The organism is Limnohabitans planktonicus II-D5 (genome assembly GCF_001270065.2).
Taxonomy (GTDB): domain Bacteria; phylum Pseudomonadota; class Gammaproteobacteria; order Burkholderiales; family Burkholderiaceae_C; genus Limnohabitans_A; species Limnohabitans_A planktonicus.
The window spans coordinates 28,338-43,668 of sequence record NZ_LFYT02000019.1 but is presented as its reverse complement, the minus strand read 5'-3'; the positions used below and the strand labels follow the sequence as shown (position 1 = coordinate 43,668).

Annotated in this window: 12 protein-coding genes; 7 read left to right on the top strand and 5 right to left on the bottom strand. The window is 56.9% G+C overall.

Going from position 1 to position 15,331, the window contains the following annotated elements:
* Positions 1–57: 57 nt before the first annotated feature.
* The 3 genes from H663_RS34130 to H663_RS34115 all read right to left on the bottom strand — a co-directional run bounded on the left by H663_RS34130 (position 58) and on the right by H663_RS34115 (position 2,206).
* The gene (locus H663_RS34130; protein WP_053171022.1) at positions 58–465 is read right to left on the bottom strand and encodes a PaaI family thioesterase; all 408 of its coding nucleotides are present in this window, start codon (positions 463–465) and stop codon (positions 58–60) included.
* Complete coding sequence (locus H663_RS34125) at positions 462–821, bottom strand: MerR family transcriptional regulator (protein ID WP_053171025.1); 360 nt, start codon at positions 819–821, stop codon at positions 462–464. The genes H663_RS34130 and H663_RS34125 overlap by 4 nt, the downstream gene beginning before the upstream one ends.
* 1,025 nt (positions 822–1,846) lie before the next feature.
* Complete coding sequence (locus H663_RS34115) at positions 1,847–2,206, bottom strand: Fic family protein (protein ID WP_276309836.1); 360 nt, start codon at positions 2,204–2,206, stop codon at positions 1,847–1,849.
* Between the two features lie 145 nt (positions 2,207–2,351).
* On the opposite strand from H663_RS34115, the gene H663_RS34110 reads away from it, so the two are divergent.
* Positions 2,352–3,527 carry a serine hydrolase domain-containing protein gene (locus H663_RS34110; protein WP_053171030.1) on the top strand — a complete coding sequence of 392 codons (1,176 nt, stop codon included), beginning with the start codon at positions 2,352–2,354 and terminating at the stop codon, positions 3,525–3,527.
* 28 nt (positions 3,528–3,555) lie between these two features.
* On the opposite strand, the gene H663_RS34105 is transcribed toward H663_RS34110, so the two are convergent.
* Positions 3,556–4,620 carry a response regulator transcription factor gene (locus H663_RS34105; protein ID WP_053171033.1) on the bottom strand — a complete coding sequence of 355 codons (1,065 nt, stop codon included), beginning with the start codon at positions 4,618–4,620 and terminating at the stop codon, positions 3,556–3,558.
* Between the two features lie 186 nt (positions 4,621–4,806).
* Between H663_RS34105 and H663_RS34100 the strand changes: the two genes are divergently transcribed.
* The gene (locus tag H663_RS34100) at positions 4,807–5,922 is read left to right on the top strand and encodes a class II histone deacetylase (protein WP_053171036.1); all 1,116 of its coding nucleotides are present in this window, start codon (positions 4,807–4,809) and stop codon (positions 5,920–5,922) included.
* A 109-nt stretch (positions 5,923–6,031) separates the two neighbouring features.
* Here H663_RS34100 and H663_RS34095 read toward each other — a convergent pair whose 3' ends face one another.
* On the bottom strand, positions 6,032–6,727 hold the full coding sequence (locus H663_RS34095; protein ID WP_053171039.1) for a TetR/AcrR family transcriptional regulator: 696 nt from the start codon (positions 6,725–6,727) through the stop codon (positions 6,032–6,034).
* 456 nt (positions 6,728–7,183) lie between these two features.
* Here H663_RS34095 and H663_RS34090 point away from each other — a divergent pair, with 456 nt between their 5' ends.
* The 5 genes from H663_RS34090 (at position 7,184) to H663_RS34070 (ending at position 15,294) form a co-directional block, all read left to right on the top strand.
* The gene (locus tag H663_RS34090) at positions 7,184–8,557 is read left to right on the top strand and encodes a DUF1329 domain-containing protein (RefSeq protein ID WP_053171042.1); all 1,374 of its coding nucleotides are present in this window, start codon (positions 7,184–7,186) and stop codon (positions 8,555–8,557) included.
* A gap of 31 nt (positions 8,558–8,588) precedes the next feature.
* Positions 8,589–10,340, top strand: coding sequence for a DUF1302 domain-containing protein (locus tag H663_RS34085; RefSeq protein WP_053171657.1), 1,752 nt, complete (start codon positions 8,589–8,591; stop codon positions 10,338–10,340).
* A 96-nt stretch (positions 10,341–10,436) separates the two neighbouring features.
* Positions 10,437–12,809 (top strand): efflux RND transporter permease subunit, encoded by a 2,373-nt coding sequence (locus H663_RS34080; RefSeq protein WP_338067173.1) that lies wholly within the window; start codon positions 10,437–10,439, stop codon positions 12,807–12,809.
* Between the two features lie 10 nt (positions 12,810–12,819).
* A complete protein-coding gene (locus tag H663_RS34075; RefSeq protein WP_053171048.1) occupies positions 12,820–13,794 on the top strand; it encodes a WD40/YVTN/BNR-like repeat-containing protein in 975 nt (324 codons plus the stop codon).
* Positions 13,795–13,833: 39 nt separating this feature from the next.
* Positions 13,834–15,294, top strand: coding sequence for a coniferyl aldehyde dehydrogenase (locus tag H663_RS34070; protein ID WP_053171051.1), 1,461 nt, complete (start codon positions 13,834–13,836; stop codon positions 15,292–15,294).
* Positions 15,295–15,331: the final 37 nt, after the last annotated feature.

Here is a 15,331-nt window from a genome sequence, read left to right as displayed (position 1 = left end):
AACTTTTTAACCACCAACTGAAAAGATCACTGAAGTACATTCGCCACGTTGCGTAGGTCACGCGGCGATCACAGTGAGCAAGGTCTGACCATTGGCCACCAGTTTTTCGCCCTCGGCGTCCACAGCAAACAAATCGCAGCTGGTGAACACCTGAGCTTTTCCCGGCTTGACCACCCGTGCCCGGGCAATGAACTTTTGACCCACGGCGGGGCGCAAGCAGTTGACCGAAAAGTTGGCGGCCAACAAATTCGGCCCCGCCACGGTGCCCGCTGCGAAACCGCACGCGGTGTCGATCAGGGTGCCGATCAAGCCCGCATGCAAGAAGCCTGAATACTGCCCCACCTCTGCACGCCAGGGCATCTGGATTTCCACAAAGCCGGGTTCAGCCACCGTCACTTCGATGCCACACCACCGATTGAATTCGGCCATGGCGTTGATTTTTTTCAGCATCTCAAGTGGGCTCATGGTTTTCTCCTGGCTTGGGTTTTGAACCACCCGATGTGGTCCATCAGTTTTTTGCGAAGTGCTTGTTGCTCGGTCATGAGTTGGTCAATCTCGGCTACGCGCACCAAGATCGCATCGATCATGTCTTGCGCCGACAACTTGCCCGTTTTGAAGCGCGGCAAATACTCGGCGATGAAAGTCAGCGAGAACCCCATCTCCCGCGACATGGCGATGAAGATGACGTGCTTGACGGTTTTGTCGTCGTAATCGCGGTAGCCGTTGGGCAAGCGCTGGCTCGCGATCAGGCCTGCCGCCTCGTAGCGCCGCAAGCGATGCACCGACACCTGGGTTCTGGCTGAGAGTTCTGAAATGCGCATGAATTCAGTCTAGCAACGCTCGCACAGCACGAAGGTTTTCAAAGATGACACATGAGCGACAACACCTGAAATCTGAAACCACGGCAGTTTGGAGTGGCCTGCAACAACAGCCTATTGATTCGGCCCAGTGAAGTTTTCAATGCTCAAAGATGTTGCAGGTCGGCGGTCAAAGACCCCGACATGGGTCTGTGCCGAAGCGGCCAAACGTCGGACTCCTCGAGTACCGACCTGCGGGGATGCATTGGTAGGTCGGCGGCTTTAGCCCCGACATAGGGCCTGTGCCGAAGGGGCAAAATGTCGGACTCTTCGAGTGCCAACCTACGGGGCTGCATTGGTAGGTCGGCGGTCAAAGACCCCGACATGGGTCTGTGCCGAAGCGGAAAAATGTCGGACTCTTCGAGTGCCGACCTACGGGGATGCATTGGTAGGTCGGCGGCTTTAGCCCCGACATAGGGCCTGTGCCGAAGCGGAAAAATGTCGGACTCTTCGAGTGCCGACCTACGGGGCTGCATTGGCAGGTCGGCGGTCAAAGACCCCGACATGGGTCTGTGCCGAAGCGTCCAAACGTCGGACTCTTCGAGTGCCGACCTACAAGATGACATGCCTCACACATTTCAAACTTCAGCGTGCTGGATCAATGGATTCGGCCCAGTGAAGTTTTCAATGCTCAAAGATGTTGCAGGTCGGCGGTCAAAGACCCCGACATGGGTCTGTGCCAAAGCGGCCAAACGTCGGACTCTTCGAGTGCCGACCTACGGGGATGCATTGGTAGGTCGGCGGCTTTAGCCCCGACATAGGGCCTGTGCCGAAGCGGAAAAACGTCGGACTCTTCGAGTACCGACCTACAAGATGACATGTCTCACTCATTTCAAAATTCAGCGTGCCGGATCAATAGGCCACCGCGAGGTCAATAACTTCAAACAGCCAAGCGAATCCCCCCTCCAAACTCAACACATGCCAATAGGGTGCAAAGCCCTAGCGCACGCTGTCGATCACCAGCACCATGAAGTCACGCACATCGCCCGTCACATGGGCTTTGTCCAGCGCCTCGAAATAAGCTTGAGGACCAAGCGATGCAGATTGCGAATTTGCCACTCGCTCAAAGGCTCGGCCCGACGCACCACGTCTTCCACATACGAAATGGCATCTCGGTGGTTGATCGCCTCGAAATGCTCGCGCAGCAACTTGCCACCCACCGTGATGCCTTCGAGCACCACCTTCGTTTCCATCAAGGTCAGGGTGTTGCCTTCAATGGCGTTGGAGTGGTAGGTCCAACGCAACACCAATTTTTCGTGCAAATTGCGAAGCGCCGCAGGCGGCAATGGACGCAGTTCATCGAGCCGGGCTTTCAGCGCGTCCAGGTCGGCAAAGTCACTCAGGTTCATGTGAAATCAATCAAGGCGGGCAAGGTCAAAGTCGGTGGACACACGCTTAAACGTGCATGCGTCAATTGTGGACGCCTCAGTTGCTTTAGGTGATACCTCATCGCCATGGGCTGGTGTACAAAACACCCTTCTTCAGGAGCGCCCCATGTCCCATCACCCCGCTTTGCCCCACGCCCACCCTGCTGACGTGGGCCTGTGTCCCGAGCGCATGCAGCGGCTGATGGACGTGCTGCGCCGCGAAGTGGACAGCGGCAGGCTGCCGGGCGCAGTGGCCATGATCGCCCGACGCGGCCAAATCGCTTTGTTTGAAGCTGTGGGCCAGCAAGACCCGGCCACGGGCACGCCCATGCAAACCGACAGCATTTTCCGCATCTATTCGATGACCAAGCCGGTCGTCTCGGTGGCGGTGATGATGCTGGTCGAGCGCGGCCAATTGCTCTTGAGTGACCCGGTCAGCCGTTGGTTGCCCGAGTTTGCGAACCCGCAAGTGGCCACGGCCAACGGACTGGAGCCAGTGCGCAACCCCGCCACCGTGCAAGACCTGCTGCGCCACACGGCCGGGTTGACCTATGAATTTCTGGGCACATCGCCCGTGCAGCGGCAATACGCGCAAGCCAAGATCGCCTCACGCGAACGGACCAACGAAGAGTTCTCGCAAACGCTGGCGGCCATGCCGCTGCAGTTCCAGCCCGGCACGGTGTGGGCCTACAGCCGTGCCACCGATGTGCTGGGCAGGCTGGTCGAGGTGGTCAGCGGACAAGGCTTGAGTGCATTCCTGCAAGCCGAAATCTTTGGCCCGCTGGGCATGGTGGACACCGGTTTTGCCGTGCCGCCCGAACAACATCACCGCATTGCCGAGCCCTTTGCGCACGACCCCGATGGCGGCGTGCCGATGAAGGTTTTGGAGCCCCGCCAAGTGCCTGGCATGGAGGGCGGCGGCGGTGGACTCATGTCCACGGCGATGGACTACACCCGCTTTTTGCAATGCCTGCGCAACCGGGGTGAGCTGAACGGCGTGCGCCTGCTGGGACCGCACACGGTGGACTTCATGACCGCCGACCACTTAGGAAGCATCCCGGCCGATGGCACGCTGCTGCCCCCGGGCCACGGCTTTGGCCTCGGGTTTGCGGTGCGCACCCACTTAGGCCTGTCGCCTGTGCCCGGCTCGGTGGGTTTGTATTACTGGGGCGGCATTGCGGGCACCACCTTCTTTGTGGACCCGGCGCTCGACATGTATGCGATGCTGATGATCCAGGCCCCCAACCAAAGGGATTACTATCGGCCCTTGTTCCGCGACCTGGTGTACGCAGCGCTGCTGTGAACATGACCGGTATCAACCCGCCTTTCGCTCAGTGTTCTGCGCTGCCCAGACTGGACAGGCCGTTGTGGTCTTGGCTGAGCATCCATGCGATGGCGCCTTTGTCCTGGATGTGCAGCTTGGCATAGACCTGGCGAAGATGGTGCCGGACCGTCGCGGGAGCCAGGCCCAAATCCCGCGCCACTTCTTTGTAGCTGCTCCCACGCGCAAAGGCCATTGCCACCGTGCGTTCGCGGGGCGTCAGTGTGCTGCTGGCAGTGGCAGGTCGTACCCGCAGCACCCAAAACGAGCCATGCGATTCACTGGTGATGCTGACCCTTTGTCCTTGGTGACGTGGTTTTGGCGACTGACCATTCGCCCGACCCAACTTGACAGGGACGACCCCGCCCGGCCACTCGGGCCATTCCAGCAGCATCAACTCAGCAAAAAACGGATCGGCTGAAACGATCACCCCATCAGACCCCACCAGCGCTACACCCACTTGACGCTGGTTATCGCCCGCGCCGACACGCTCGATTTCGGCCATGTGGTTCAGGCTCAGTGCCGCAGCCAGGTTCGGTAAGGCCGCTTGCAGCAGCGTGCGCTGTGTTTCGCTGAAAGCGGGTTTAAGCGCATGGCGATAAAGCGAGACATGCAAATAGGTCTGCAAAACCGGGTCACAGGTGGCGCAGCACAGCACTTGGGCAATGCCATAACAGGCCAGAAAAGCACGAAATTGATCGGACAGACCCGGGTCGGCAATGGACAGCGCCGCCACCGAGCCCAACACTGCTGTGACCGAAGACACCAAGGGATCATGGTCGCGAATGCGATCCCATGCATTCAGATAGGTGTTGTCGAGTGCGTGCAACGTGCTGTGGTGCATCACTGGTCCCGCGGGTGTCAGGGTAGAACGCCCTATCCAGGCCGCGTCAAAGGGAATGCAACTGCTCAGTTGATTCAAAACGGTCTGCTCGAACGCCTCTACCCGAGAATGCTGCGCGCTTCGGTACAGCCCATGCAGCAGTTGACCCAACTCCTGGAGTGGGCCGCTGCCTTGTGGGTGGTCCTGCGCTTGATCGTTCGGGCTGGCGTATGTTGGAAGCATGCGGGACATGGTGTGACTTGGTTCAAATGGACGATGCCACGACGCTTTCAGTTCGGCAAGACAGGACTTTCCCGGCGTAGCACTTGCACACGCCTCGTGGATGCCATAGCACCCCGTTCAACTGAACGATGGGCGTGGCAAGCGGCTCTTCCTAAAGTGCGTCTGTGTTCAATTTCACACAACAGGAGACCCTCAATGTCCGCAACAAGCGCTTTCTTTCATGATGAAAAATGTCTTTGGCACTGCACCCCTGGTGGCTTTGCCCTGATTGCCCATGTGGGTGGCTGGGTGCAGCCGCCAGCCAGCATGGGCCTGGCCGAATCGCCCGAATCCAAACGGCGCGTGGTCTCACTCATTCAGGTCTCTGGCTTGGCCGAGCACCTGGACATCCGCTCGGCCCCCATGGCGACAGAGGCGGACCTCTTGCGGGTTCACCCCTCATCGTATCTGGAGAAATTCAAAGCCATGTCTGACGCAGGCGGTGGCGAGCTGGGGCCCTACGCGCCTTTTGGCCAAGGCAGCTATGAAATCGCCAAGCAATCGGCCGGTTTGGCCATGGCCGCCGTCGACACCGTGATGGCGGGGCGTTATCGCAATGCCTACGCCTTGTCGCGCCCGCCGGGCCACCACTGCCTGGCTGATCAGCCGATGGGGTTTTGCCTGCTGGCCAACATCCCGATTGCGATCGAGGCTGCCCGGGCCAAATATGGTTTGAAGCGGGTGGCTGTGCTCGATTGGGATGTACACCATGGCAATGGCACCCAATCCATTTTTTATGAACGCGACGATGTGCTGACCATTTCTTTGCACCAAGAAGCTTGTTTCCCACCCGGTTACAGCGGCAGCGAGGACCGGGGTGCAGGCAAAGGCTTGGGCTTCAACATCAATGTGCCCCTGGTGCCCGGCGGCGGTCATGACGCGTACATGTACGCCATGGAGCGCATCGTGGAGCCAGCGCTGCGACGCTTTGCCCCGGAGTTGATCGTGGTGGCCAGTGGATTTGATGCCAATATGGTCGACCCCTTGGCCCGCATGTTGCTGCACAGCGAGTCTTTCCGCGAATTGACGCATCGCACTATGGCTTTGGCCGATGAATTGTGTGACGGACGAGTGGTGGTGGTGCATGAGGGCGGTTATGCCGAGTCAGCGGTGCCCTTTTGCGCTCACGCAACGGTCGAGACCCTGTGCGGCGTGCGCACGGCGGTAGAGGACCCTTATCTGGAGCTGGGTCTGGCCATGCAGGTGAATGCCCGTCAGGTTGCGTTCCAGCGCAGCTTGCTCGACGAATTGGCTCTCAGCATGGGTTATTGATGGCAGTCCTGCTGCCGTCCACTAGGCCCGCATAAATGAGCCGTGCCTTTGGCGCCTCAGCGTATTTCGTGTGTTGAGGCTTCATGGGCATCACCCATGTTTCTGAAAATCAATGATGGCTAAAGAATGTCCTGAGATGCCCTTGGACCATGGCGATCATTTCTTCCATCATGATTCGCTCGACCCGTCCGCCAATCTCAACAGACACCCGTGTCATGTGTGCGCCTGTTTCAATGCAGGTCAAAAACACATTCAGCGCCTTATCCGCTTTGACATCCGGCACCAACTCTCTGACTTTTTCCACCCAGACATGGGCAAGGCGCATGTTGTCTTTTCGGTCGATGGCCCTGAGCTCGGCCCAGCCTTGCGAATCCATCCAAATGGCTCTGTATGTTGCATTGGATTTGACGTAGTCGTGGTAGCCATACACAACGTCCTCCAGGTACACAAGAAATGCCTCCACACTGTCTACAGGGGTAAGTAGTTGTGTGTTTTGTTCATGGAAATAATCCAGATACCTTTCCAAAAGGGCCTGGATGATTTCTTCGCGGTTGCTGAAATATTGATAGACGCTGGCGTTGGCCATGCCAGAGGCCGCCGCGATGTCGGAAATTTTCAGGTTTGCCGCGCCTACTTCCAAAATGCAGGCCTCAGTAGCGGCCAGGATTTTCTCCATCCGCTCCTTGGAACGGTCCTGTGACGGCTTGCGCCTTGACGAACTGTCACCTTTTGGCAGCGAAGAGCCGACCTCCTTGGAGGGCAAATCCGAAACCACCTTCTCGGCAACTCTTTTGCTGTTCACCATAAACCACTCACCCTTTTGAATCGAACGTGTCTTTGTGCGCCGTGGATCGTACGGGGACCTGGTGTAGCGGGTATTCAACTGACGCTGAAATCCTCATTTTTTTCATGAAATCCAAGCACTTATTCGCGTTCTGGTGGCGTTCAGCAGGTGTCGTGCGGGCATGAAAAAAAAGTCTGATTCAAACCCAAAGTCTAACTTCCTAGGCTTCTATATCCCCAAACAAAATAAGGGAAAACGATTAGACGTGACAACTTGTCACGTTCAAGCCAAACAACTAAGATAAACATGACAGTTTGTCGCATTTTGTGGTTTAACACGCACACTGCATGCAGAAAACCCAATAGTGCCCCACCGCAGGCGTCTGCAGCGAAGGGTCTGCGATGGAGGACGAACTAGAGGAAAAGCCTGCCACTGAGGGCCCAAAAGCCGGATATCAACAACAAAAGGAGATCAAAGATGACACCCCAGAACTTCAAAAAATGGAGCACGATCGCCCTAACCATCGGACTGAGCATCACCACGGGGGCCTTAGTGGCCGCCGTGGGCGAACAAGAGGCCGCCAAGTTGGGCAAAGAGCTCACCCCCGTAGGTGCAGAAAAGGCGGGCAATAAAGATGGCTCCATTCCCGAATGGAACGGTGGATTGCCCAAGGGTAAACACAAAGCAGGCGATGCCCGCAACGACCCATTCGCCGCCGACAAGCCGCTCTACAGCATTGATGCGAGCAACGTTGACAAATACAAGGACAAGCTTTCTGCGGGGCAGATCGAGTTGCTCAAAACCCGCAAGGGTTACCGCATGGATGTTTATCCCACCCGACGCAGCTGCGGCTATCCAGAATCGGTCAATGGCCAAACCAGAGCCAACGCAACGCAGGCCAAGCTCACGGCCGATGGTCAGGACAACCTGGTCCAGGCGGTTGGCGGAGGCTTCCCCTTCCCCATCCCTAACAACGGGGCTGAAGCGGTTTGGAATCACCGTTTGCGCTGGCAAGGTGAGGGCCGCATTGAACACTACCAAACCAACTTCATCAATCCCGATGGGAGCTTTTACAGCCTCGCTCAGGACCAATGGGTGACGATGCCTTTTGCATCGAGCAAGGTCAAGTCGCCCGATGATGTTCAGGGGGTCATGCAAAAACTGCTCAACGTGGCCACCAGTCCGGCCGCCCGATCGGGCGAGGTCATCTTGGGTCACTTCTTCCTGTCAAAGCCCAATGATGCGTGGATGTATTTCCCCGGCCAAAGACGGGTGCGCCGTTTGCCGAACTTGGCTTACGACAACCCGATTCCCGGTTACGAAAACCTCGAGACCGTTGACCAATACCCCATGTTCTCCGGTCAACTGGACCGATATGACTGGAAATTGGTGGGCAAAAAGGAAATGTTTGTGCCCTACAACAACTTCAAATTTGTGGCCAAGCGCCCCATCAAGGACATCTACGAAGGGCAATACCCCAAGCGCGACTTGATGCGCTATGAGCTACACCGGGTCTGGAAGGTGGAGGCCACCGTCAAAGCCGGCAAGCGGCATGTCTTCGCGAAACGTGAGTTTTACTTGGACGAAGACACCTGGATGCTGCTCAATGCCGACCAGTACGACGCACAAGGCAAATTGTGGCGCGTCATGGAAGCATCGATCTACCCCGCTGTTGAACTGGGTGCCTGTGTCAGCCAGGAATTCGTGTCCTGGGATCTGAACGTCAACCGTTACATCGCTGAAAACGCCACTCAAGCGTCAAAAGACACGGACTGGTTGGCAGGTGCCGAGGGTCGCATTGACGCCAAACGATTTGAATCTGAAGAGCTGCGCCGTTTTGGCGATCGCTGAGAAAAACCACACCAAGATCAGGAGACAAGCAATGCACAGCAAAAACAAATTCACGCCTAAAAAATTAGCATGGGTGTGCGCCGTGATGACAGCCAGCATGAGCCCCATGGCCCATGCTGGCAAATTTGAAATGGACAACGGCATCACGGGCAGCTTTGATTCCACCCTCAGCTTTGGCATGCAAAAAAGACTGAAGTCGCCCAACACCCGGATGATCGGCAACGACAGTGGGGGCAACTCACCCACAGCCGGTGCACTGGGCGGGCTGGTCAATGGCGACGAGGCGACGGCCAATCCCGACATCAATTTCACCAACTCCGATGATGGCAACCTGAACTACAAGAAAGGATCCGTGGTGTCGTCGGTGGTCAAAGGCACACATGAGTTGTCTTTGCGTCAAGAGGGCAACTGGTCCATGCTGGGGCGGTTCACGTGGTCAAGCGACTTGTCAGCCCGGAAAACCATCCGCACCCCTTTGGACGACGAAGCCGCGGACGTCCTCAAAAAGGACATCACCTTGCTGGACCTTTGGGTAGCCAAAGAACTCGACCTGGCAGGCAACTCCGCCAAGCTCAAACTGGGCAATCAGGTCATCAGTTGGGGCGAGGACATTTTTATCATGGGCGGCATCAACTCGATCAACGCCTTGGACTTGCGCAAATACCATATCCCCGGCACACAACTCAAAGAAATTTTCATACCGGCCCCAATGGCCTCTCTGAGCACCAGTCTTGGCAAAGGCTTCTCTACAGAAGCCTACTACCAGTTTGCTTGGAACGGCATGAAGCTCGACCCCGCTGGCACCTTCTGGTCAACCGCTGACTTTGTCGGAGCGGGCGGCAAACGTGGTGGCTACTTCCCGACCAGCTCAGGATTAGGGGGGGGAGATTTTGACCCCACACGGGGACGCGACATGGCCAGTGTTGCAGCAGGACATGTGCCGATTGAAACGCAAAAGCCCAAAAAGGGTGGACAGTACGGCATCAACCTGCGCTACAAACCCGTCGCAAGTGACACTGAGTTTGCCGGCTATTACATGCGGTATCACGACAAGTTACCGTTCATAGGTTACAAATCAAACGGACTGGGGACACCCAATGCCATCGGACTTTCAGGACTTGAACAATACGGTGAAAATCTCGATTTGTTCGGTGTTTCCATGAACACCAAAATGGGTGACTGGGCCTTTGGCGCAGAGTTCTCCTACCGCCCCAAAGACAGTGTGGCGATTGACCCGACAGTGCCTTTCAGTGGCAAACACAGCCTGTACGAAAAATCCAATGGATTCACCACGGCGGCCGTTTCCAATGGATACGTGAGCGAGAAAAAATACCAGCTTCAAGCCACCGCATTTCGCTTCCTTCCCACTGGACTGATCCGTGCATTGGGTGCCGCAGAAGGTTACGTGATGGCCGAGGCGGCTTACACCAAATACCCGCACCTGGACCTTTCTGGGGCTGTACCCTACTACATCACCGATTACTCCATGCCGACCAAAGGTTCCTGGGGCTATGTGGCTGAAATCGGCTTGACTTACCCCAACTTCATGAACACAGGCTGGACCATGAGCCCGGTCGCAGACTTTTTCCATGATGTGCGTGGCACCAGTCCCAATGCCATCCCATTCGTCGAAGGTCGACGCGCCGTTGCACTGATGCTCAATTTTGATTATCAAAACAAGGTCAAAGCCGCCATTGGCTACACAACGTTTTTTGGCGGCGGCACGAAAAACCTGATGAGCGACCGCGATGTCATGAGCCTCACGATGTCCTATTCATTCTGAGCTGGATGTACCCGATTTTTCCGGCCTAAGGGTCGGAAAAATTTATTCCCCCTTCCTTGAAATGTGAACCGGCCTTCGGCTCGGTGGAATGCGAACGTGACAACACAAACAAGCTTGATGCAAAGACTGGAAGATTTCTTCTTCCACTTCAGAAAGGCCATCTTGGCCGCTCTGGCCGTTTTCACGGTGTTGATGGGCGTGCTGGCTTCACAGCTGCACATGACAGCCGGTTTTGACAAGCAGCTGCCCTTGGGTCACGAATACACCGACACCTTCTTTCAATACCGCGATCAGCTGTTTGGTTCCAACCGCATCATGGTCGTGGTGCGGTCAACCCAAAAGGACATCTGGGATGCCGCATCACTGAAAAAACTGCACGAGGCCACCCAGGCCTTGGTGAATTTGCCCGGCATCGATAAACGCTCGGTCCAATCACTCTGGACACCCAACACCCGGGTCTATGAATTGACCGAAGAGGGTTTTGAAGCCGAAGACGTCATTGACGGCAATGTGACACCCGACCGACTGGACGCGGCACAAATTGACCGGATCAAAGAAAGGGTTGTCCGTGGGGGATATGTGGGCAACCTGGTCGCCAACGACGGAACAGCCGCCATGATTGTGGCGGACCTGCTGGAAGAAGATCCACAAACGAAGCAAAAGCTCGACTATCTGAAACTGGCGCATCAGATCGAACAAGAAGTTCGCGTGCCACTGCAAACGCCTGAACATGCCATCCACATCGTTGGCTTTGCCAAACAAATTGGGGACATCGCCGACGGTGCCAAAGGGGTCCTAGTCTTTTTTGCATTGGCCATTGTGCTGACAGCCCTGTCTGTTTATTGGTACTGCCGATCCGTTTCACTGACCCTGCTGGCCCTGGGCTGCTCAATGGTCTCCGTGGTCTGGCAGTTTGGCACCCTGAGTCTGCTGGGCTTCGGGCTCGACCCCCTGGCCATTTTGGTGCCCTTCCTGGTCTTTGCCATCGGTGTGTCCCACGGCATTCAGCAAATCAATGCCATTGCCAAATCCTTGGCGTCCGGTGCCCCTGCGATGGCCGCTGCCAAAGCCAGTTTTACCGGCCTTTTCATCCCCGGCAGCTTGGCGCTCGTGACCGCCTTTGTGGGCTTCATCACCTTGATCATCATCCCCATCCCGATGATCCGGGAGTTGTCGATTGCCGCGTCGATTGGGGTCGGCTACAAGATCGTGACCAACCTCATCATGCTGCCTTTGGTGGCCTCGTACATCCAGTTCCCAAGCACCTACGCGCAGCAACAGGAAGCCTTGCAAAATCAGCGCAGCCGTCTCATTGAAAAACTCGGCTGGATGGCCGAACTGCGCAACGTGCGCTATGTGATGGCTTTGACCGCTGTGCTCTTTGGCGTGGCCGTTTGGCAGAGTCAGGGCAGACACATCGGTGCCTTACAAGCTGGTGCCCCGGAATTGCGCAGCGACTCCCCATACAACCAGGACATCGATGCGATTGTTCAACGCTTTGACCTGGGCATGGAAGTGTTGACGGTGGTTTTTGAAACACCAGCCGATTCCTGCAACCAATACGAGGTCGTGAACTACATCGACCAATTCACGCAGCACATCTCGCAAGTGCCCGGCGTACTGACGGTCTCATCCATCTCGAGCCTGGCGAAGTTCGCCAATGCCGGTCTGAACGAGGGGCACCCCAAAATGACCGCCCTGCCCAGAGACAGCCAGGCCTTGCAAATCGCAGTGGGTTACTTGCCGGAAGCCGGGGGCTTGTTCAACCGGGCATGCACCATGATGGCGGCCAACATCTACCTGAGCGACCACAAAGCCACCACCATCCAACCGGTGATGGAAGCGGTCAAACGTTTTCGCACGGATTTCGATGGCCAAGCTCAAGGCGTCAAGCTTCGACTGGCCTCGGGCAATGTGGGCTTGATTGCGGCCATCAATGAAGAGGTCGAGCAGCGTGAAATCGCCATGATGATGTACGTCTATGCCGCCATCGTGGCGCTGGTGCTCCTGACCTACAGGGACTGGCGTGCCATGCTGGCCTGCTGCCTGCCGCTGACCTTGGCCACATTCCTGGGTTACTGGTTCATGAAGTCACTTGACATTGGCCTGACCGTGGCCACCCTGCCCGTGATGGTGTTGGCAACGGGCATTGGCGTTGACTACGCCTTCTACATCTACAACCGCTTGCTGGCCCATTTGGTGGCTGGTGCCCACATGAAGTCTGCGATTCAGGGGGCGCTGCGCGAAGTGGGCGTTGCCACCATTTTCACCGCCATCACCTTGTCCGTGGGCGTGGCCACATGGTCGTTCTCTGACCTCAAGTTCCAGGCAGACATGGGCATCTTGCTGACCTTCATGTTCATGATCAACATGATCATGGCCATCACCGTACTGCCCGCTTTTGCCGTCGCACTCGATGCCCTTTTCCCACGCACGAAGCCGATCAAAGCAACGGCCCTGGCCCATTGAAAGCCCTCCCATGAAGCTTCCATTCGCAATACTGGGCCTGTGGCTGGCCATCGCCGCATCCGCTCACAGCGCACCTGGCCAGAACACACCCACCAAAGAAGATGCACAACGCCGATGGACCCACGCCCCCTCAAAGGTGGATCCGATGCGCGGGGTGTTTTTCGCCGCCACCCAGGCTGGCCAACGCATCGTGGCCGTCGGCGATCATGGGCTGGTGGTTTTGTCGGAAGATGGCAAAACATTCAGGCAAGCTCAAAAAGTGCCTACCCGATCACCCTTGACGTCGGTGCATTTCTACGATGCCCAACAGGGCTGGATCGCCGGACACGACGGCACCGTCCTGGGCACACGCGACGGCGGCGAGCATTGGGAAGTCTTGCGACAAGAACGCGGCAAAGACGAGGTTTTGCTGTCCATCTGGTTTGCAGACGCACAACACGGCTTTGCTGTGGGGCAATTCGGTCTTGCACTCGAAACCCACGATGGCGGCAAAACTTGGGAAAGACGAACCCTCTCCACACAAACGCATGTGGCCGAAAAACATTTGATCCATCTGTTTTCCGGACGCAAAGGCTTGCTGTTCATCGCTGCAGAGTCGGGCACCATCTTCCGATCCGAAGATTCAGGCAAAACCTGGCAAGCCATTCAAACCGCGAACAAAGGCTCTTTTTGGACCGGCAAGGCCTTGCGCGATGGCAGTTTGCTGGCAGCGGGCATGCGCGGCCATGTCTACCGCAGCCAGGACCAGGGCTTGAGCTGGACTGCCACTGACAGCGGCACACAGCAATCCCTGACCGCCATCAATGAGCGCCAGGACGCAAGCGTGCTGATCACCGGCACAGGTGGCGTGCTGCTGCAGCGCACAGGGGCCGATCCCGCCTTCAAGCGCCATACCCGGGCTGACAACGCCAGCCTGACCGGCTTAGTCAGCCACGCCTCTGGCGACGTCTTTGTCTCGACTGCAGGCATTTTGCGCAACGATTGAACAACCCAGCCCCCTCTTCCAACACACCGAACAACGCCCATGACCGAAGCCACACCCGCATCAGATTCACAAACCCTTTCCATTGAGCGCATCCAAGCTGTTTTTCAGGCACAAAAATCGGCCTTTGACAAAGCCCCGTATCCCAGCGCATCCCAACGACGTCAACAACTCAAGGCGATCAAAAAACAAATCAGCCGCTACCAGGATGTGCTCGCACACGCGATGCATCAGGATTTTGGTTGCCGCTCGCATGCCGAATCCAAGATGCTGGATTTGCTGGGCTCCACGTTGGAGGCCAATCACGCCATCTCGCATGTCAAGCGCTGGATGCAACCCAGTCGCCGCGGCACAGAGTTGCTTTTCCTCACCAACAAACTGGAAGTGCGCTACCAACCCAAAGGGGTGGTTGGCGTCATCGTGCCGTGGAATTTCCCTGTTTACCTCGCTCTGGGGCCCTTGATTGCAGCCATCGCTGCGGGCAACAGGGTGATGGTCAAAATGCCGGAAATCACACCCCACACCAACGCGGCCCTGAAAAAAATGCTCGCCGACATCTTCTCGGAAGACGAGGTCTTTTTGATTGGGGAAGAGTTGAGCACACCCGGCGATTTCACCGCCTTGCCCTTTAACCACCTGATCTTCACAGGCTCACCCGCAGTCGGGAAAATCGTGATGCGCCAGGCGGCCGACAACCTCACGCCCGTGACCCTGGAGCTGGGTGGCAAATCGCCTGCCGTGGTGAGCCGCCACTACCCCATCGCCGATGCCGCCAAACGCATCACCCATGGCAAAGCCACCAATGCCGGGCAGATCTGTGTCTCGCCCGATTACGCCCTGGTGCCGCGAGAGAGCATGGTGGCATTTGTCGAAGCCGTGCAGGCCAGCTATGCCCAACTGTTCAAAGGCTCCGTCCGGGACAACCACGACTACACCTGGATCATCAACGATCGACATGTCGCCCGCATCCAGGAACTGCTGGCCGATGCCGTGAGCAAGGGTGCAACCGTTGTCGCATGCACTGCGTATGACGCGGCCCAGGACGGCCGCAACATGCCCCTGCATGTGGTGACCGATTGCACGCCCGACATGCGCATCATGCAAGAAGAAATCTTCGGCCCTGTTTTGCCTGTGGTGTCCTATGACACGACCCCAGAAGTGATCGCCTATATCAATGCCAGGCCACGCCCCTTGGCCTTGTATTGCTTCAGTCACAACCAGACTGAACGTCGTGAATTGCTGGAGCAAACCCATTCCGGCGGCGTCACCATCAACGACTGGGGATGGCATGTGGTCAACCATGACGCCCCTTTTGGCGGTGTCGGCAATTCCGGCATGGGGACCTACCACGGCGAAGAGGGTTTTTGTGAACTCTCACACGCCAAAACGGTTTTTAAACGGCATCGATTTTTCCCCATCGGTCTGTTTTATCCCCCTTACGGCAATGTTGTTCAGCGCTTGGCGCTTCGTCTGTTTTTGGGCTCGGCCGATCCCAAGCTGTGACCGGTCTTGCAGATTGCTCCACCTTTAAACCACTCTT

What these genes read in the sequence shown, in the direction of transcription:
- H663_RS34130 (WP_053171022.1), bottom strand. Translation starts at nt 465, where the DNA reads ATGAGCCCACTTGAGATGCTGAAAAAAATCAACGCCATGGCCGAATTC.
- H663_RS34125 (WP_053171025.1), bottom strand. Translation starts at nt 821, where the DNA reads ATGCGCATTTCAGAACTCTCAGCCAGAACCCAGGTGTCGGTGCATCGC.
- H663_RS34115 (WP_276309836.1), bottom strand. Translation starts at nt 2,206, where the DNA reads ATGAACCTGAGTGACTTTGCCGACCTGGACGCGCTGAAAGCCCGGCTC.
- H663_RS34110 (WP_053171030.1), top strand. Translation starts at nt 2,352, where the DNA reads ATGTCCCATCACCCCGCTTTGCCCCACGCCCACCCTGCTGACGTGGGC.
- H663_RS34105 (WP_053171033.1), bottom strand. Translation starts at nt 4,620, where the DNA reads ATGTCCCGCATGCTTCCAACATACGCCAGCCCGAACGATCAAGCGCAG.
- H663_RS34100 (WP_053171036.1), top strand. Translation starts at nt 4,807, where the DNA reads ATGTCCGCAACAAGCGCTTTCTTTCATGATGAAAAATGTCTTTGGCAC.
- H663_RS34095 (WP_053171039.1), bottom strand. Translation starts at nt 6,727, where the DNA reads ATGGTGAACAGCAAAAGAGTTGCCGAGAAGGTGGTTTCGGATTTGCCC.
- H663_RS34090 (WP_053171042.1), top strand. Translation starts at nt 7,184, where the DNA reads ATGACACCCCAGAACTTCAAAAAATGGAGCACGATCGCCCTAACCATC.
- H663_RS34085 (WP_053171657.1), top strand. Translation starts at nt 8,589, where the DNA reads ATGCACAGCAAAAACAAATTCACGCCTAAAAAATTAGCATGGGTGTGC.
- H663_RS34075 (WP_053171048.1), top strand. Translation starts at nt 12,820, where the DNA reads ATGAAGCTTCCATTCGCAATACTGGGCCTGTGGCTGGCCATCGCCGCA.
- H663_RS34070 (WP_053171051.1), top strand. Translation starts at nt 13,834, where the DNA reads ATGACCGAAGCCACACCCGCATCAGATTCACAAACCCTTTCCATTGAG.